The sequence below is a fragment of the Streptomyces sp. MB09-01 genome (assembly GCF_033794505.1).
In the GTDB taxonomy this organism is placed as follows: Bacteria; Actinomycetota; Actinomycetes; order Streptomycetales; family Streptomycetaceae; genus Streptomyces.
In genome coordinates, this window is record NZ_JARAYQ010000514.1 from 1 (window position 1) to 2,122 (window position 2,122).

General features: G+C 73.0%; 5 protein-coding genes. All 5 read left to right on the top strand.

What is annotated here, in order from left to right:
* Positions 1–104 precede the first annotated feature (104 nt).
* Positions 105–533 (top strand): hypothetical protein, encoded by a 429-nt coding sequence (locus PV721_RS43045; RefSeq protein WP_319734280.1) that lies wholly within the window; start codon positions 105–107, stop codon positions 531–533.
* A 13-nt stretch (positions 534–546) separates the two neighbouring features.
* Positions 547–801: a hypothetical protein gene (locus PV721_RS43050; protein WP_319734281.1), complete on the top strand. Its 255-nt coding sequence runs from the start codon at positions 547–549 to the stop codon at positions 799–801.
* 87 nt (positions 802–888) lie between these two features.
* Entirely contained in the window at positions 889–1,170 is a 282-nt protein-coding gene (locus PV721_RS43055; RefSeq protein ID WP_319734282.1) for a hypothetical protein, read from the top strand.
* Positions 1,167–1,637 (top strand): hypothetical protein, encoded by a 471-nt coding sequence (locus PV721_RS43060; protein ID WP_319734283.1) that lies wholly within the window; start codon positions 1,167–1,169, stop codon positions 1,635–1,637. Before PV721_RS43055 ends, PV721_RS43060 begins: the two co-directional genes overlap by 4 nt.
* The gene (locus PV721_RS43065) at positions 1,634–1,909 is read left to right on the top strand and encodes a WhiB family transcriptional regulator (protein WP_319734284.1); all 276 of its coding nucleotides are present in this window, start codon (positions 1,634–1,636) and stop codon (positions 1,907–1,909) included. The genes PV721_RS43060 and PV721_RS43065 overlap by 4 nt, the downstream gene beginning before the upstream one ends.
* The last annotated feature ends 213 nt before the right edge of the window (positions 1,910–2,122 follow it).

The following is a 2,122-nucleotide window of genomic DNA, read 5'->3' on the forward strand; positions in this document are numbered from 1 at the left end:
TCTCCATCACGGCGCGGGCCTGCTGCTTTTCGTCGCGCTTGGCCGAGGTCAGGAAGGCCTTGAGCTCCTTGGCGACCACGGCGGCGACGAGGACCCCCGCCACCGTGCTCGCCGACATCCGACGCCGCGTCGCCGCCGGCACACTGCCGCTCACCGTCCAGATGCTCCAGCTCCTCGGCGCCACCATGGTGATCGAAGCGCGTCTAGCCGCCGCCGAGGCGGTCTTCCCCGGCATCACCCGCCTCACCGACGAGAAGCCGGCCGCGCTCACCGTCTACCGCGTCTCGCGCCGCAACATCCCGTACGCCACCTTCGCCACCCGGGAGGCGGCCCGCGCCCAGGGCGAGGCATGGCTGAAGCACAGGCCCCTCCCGGAGGGAGCCCGAACCGAGTGGGTACCGGAGAACATCGACGGTCACACCGATGAGGACCTGATGCTGTTCGGCCCGGGCCCGGACGAGGAGTCCGTCACCAGCATCCGGATCACGGTGCTGCCGGTCCTGGTCGACTACGACCCGGAAGCCGAGGGCTGACGTGTACCGGGTCATGTGGGAAGTCGACGTCCCGATAGAGCGCGTCGGCACCAGCGAGCGCGGCGTCCACGTCTTCACCGGCCTCGCCGAGAACGGCCGCGAGGCCCGCCAGGCCGCGCAGCGCGCCTGGGAGACGGCCCTCCTGCACACCCTGGCTGGCCGGGACGTCCCCGGCGCCGCCCACCGCACCGACTGGTCCGCCCGCGGACTGCGCCCCGGCTGGAACCTGCGCTGGGACCAGGCCACGCACAAGGGCATCGAGCTCTAGATCCGCCCCGGGACGGCCGTCAAGGCCTGAGAAACCGCCGGCCGCCCCGGGCCCCTCACCCGCCAAAACGAGAGAGAGACCACCATCATGCACGCCACCCGTCGCAAGCAGCACCACATCTCCACCACCCGCCGGCTGAGCACCGCCGGCCGGTTCCTGAAGTCCCTGGCCAAGGCCAACCCCCAGCTTGCCGACCGCGCGTTCGTATGCAGCCGCTGCGCCGTCGCCTGGCAGGGCGACGAGGCCGACTGCTGGAGCTGCGGCCACCCCGCCAGCTTCTCCTCCCACCACCACGGCTCCGCCCTCCACCACCTCCTCGCCCCCACCAAGATCACCCGCACCCTCGTCTCGACGGGAGCGGCGTCGTGACCGGCCTCGCCTCCCTGACCTGGCTGATCGGCACCTATGCCCTCAGTGACCACATCAACGCCTGCGTCAACGAAATGGTCGAGGCCGGAACCGAGTACGCGCAGGCCTGCACCGCGGTCACCGACGCGGCCGACGCCGGCGAGGCCTGGGCCATCGCCGCCACCCGCCAAACCTGGGAGCGTCGACCGGACACCGACGAGGACGACGCCCCCATCCGGCGCCTGTACGTCCTGGAGCGCACCAGCAACACCGTCGTGGTCGCCGACCTCGACCTCGACGAGGACCCGCAGGCCAACAGGATCGGCGGCCTGCAACTGCGGCACTCTCGCCTCGCAGACGAGGAGCAGGGCGCCGTGGTCGACGTCGACCTGCTGAACCTGTACGACCTGACGGCCTGGGAGCCCTTCGAACACCTGCTGCCCACCGCCGCCGTCCCGGCCGCCGGGACCATGGGGGTGGGGGAGTGAGCACCACCGAACTCGCCCTCTGGCCGCGGCTGACCGGCGAGGAGCCGTGCCGGGCGCCCGGGGCCGATCCCGAGGACTGGACCGGGACCCCCAAGCAGCGCGTGAACGGCCAGCTGGCCTGCCTCAGCAAGTGCCCCGAGGCGGTGCGCGAGCAGTGCCTGGCCTGGGCCCTGGACCACCCGAGCCGCGCCGGATCCGGGATCTGGGCCGGTACCACCCTCTCGGACCGCCGCCGCCTGCGCAGGGAGCGCCGCGACGCCGCCGCGGCCTGACGGCCACCACCCCGCTCACCCGTCCGTCCGGTACGGCCTCTTCCCGTACCAGACGGACGGCCCCCGGACCTCACTCGTACACCGGGCGGAACCCGGCCCCGGCCGGACAGCCGCCCGCACGCTCGGAAGGGAGCCCCGATGAAGCTCCGTACGGACCTCGCCCCGCTCGCGGCCGCCGTCACCGACGCCGCCCGGGCCCTGCCCGCCCGGCCC